Here is a 1,380-nt window from a genome sequence, read left to right on the forward strand (position 1 = left end):
CTTGTTCATTTGGAACTGGCAGAACAGGCCAGGGCAATAGAAGTCAACCAGCTTTATACGGCCAAACAGCAGCATAAAAACAGTTTCTTTTATTCCTTAGAAAAAGAGGCCATCCGTATGCAAAAACAAGGCGTGCCAGAAAAGAATATTTCTGGTTACCTGAACGCTTTATTTGAAGGGATTAACCGGCAGATTTTTAACGCGCCGATTGATCTTTTTATTGAAGATATATTGTACAACCGCTATCCTGAGCTAAGGCCGTTCCAGTTTCTTTCCTTGCTGGCACTTTTGCAGGAAGGGATTGAAGCTGTAACCAAACCTGAAATTGTTAAAAATTCACCCGCAGGTATTCTTTCCAAGTCTAAAATATTTAACCTGGTTAATGCTTTGCACTTTAAAAACCTGTTTAAAATAGATTTGACAGGTAACCATAAACCAACCAAAACAGAGCTTGACCAGGCCACAACTTTATATACCGAATACGAGGAATACCGCCAGGATAAAAAGCCAGGGGAGGAGTACGAACTGGTGCAGCATTGGGCAGAAGATTTGAAACTGGACAGCTATTTTGAACTGGTACCCGAACTGAAGTACCGGCCTAAAACGGTAGAAACCGTTTTAGAGGAAATCGAACAAGATCCTTACGGCTTAAACGATGTAGATCCAGCCAAAGAGCGGCAGATGAAAAAGTTTATCGAATCGCATTCCTCAGGAGAGGTAAACATGGCTGTTTGCATGTACATGGTTAGTGCTTTGGAATACTTTGCTAAACTTTCTGTTAATGAAGTTAAAGCGATTGCTTATGAGATAGCCGCATTAGGGGTAAACGGCATCAATCCTAAAAAGGAAGGTTACAGCGTGCCTTTACTGCCAGCAAAAAAAATGAGCGGTTACCAGGTATTGGCCTATTATTATGTAAGTTTTGCCTTAGCCCTGCCGGAAATGCTTGGTGCAATAGCAATGCCGTTTGACCAGGAATTTGACTTGGCTAAGCAAATGGTTCAGTAGTAAATTAAAGATATTAAAAAAACTGATTTACATGGATGAAAAGAAGGTTAGAAATCTTTTATTAGAAATTGAAAGAAAGCATTATCAGTTTTTTAAAGAAAATGAAAGATCAATTGTAGATTATATTACAATCTTTTGGAATGATCCTGTAAGCATAAGAGTAAACGACAGACGGTTACCATTTATGATTAGCTTAGATATTCAAGAAGTCTTTGAGATGGAAGATTAATATTTTCTTTAAGTATTCATTAATTTGAGATATGTTCAATTAAGCCTTTAAAAATCCCAATTCATATACTTGAGGCTCTAATTTTTGGCGTAAAGCATTATAAGCATCTTCAAAGGGTTTAAAGCTTACAGGAATAAAATCGC

At 37.7% G+C, this 1,380-nt stretch carries 2 protein-coding genes; both read left to right on the forward strand.

What is annotated here, in order from left to right:
- Positions 1 to 1,008 (forward strand): hypothetical protein (locus tag GO621_RS18965; RefSeq protein ID WP_198170322.1); only part of this gene is annotated, 1,008 nt, incomplete at its 5' end.
- A 31-nt stretch (positions 1,009 to 1,039) separates the two neighbouring features.
- A complete protein-coding gene (locus GO621_RS18615; protein ID WP_157569898.1) occupies positions 1,040 to 1,237 on the forward strand; it encodes a hypothetical protein in 198 nt (65 codons plus the stop codon).
- Positions 1,238 to 1,380 lie beyond the last annotated feature (143 nt).

The sequence above is a fragment of the Mucilaginibacter arboris genome (assembly GCF_009754915.1).
Taxonomy (GTDB): domain Bacteria; phylum Bacteroidota; class Bacteroidia; order Sphingobacteriales; family Sphingobacteriaceae; genus Mucilaginibacter_A; species Mucilaginibacter_A arboris.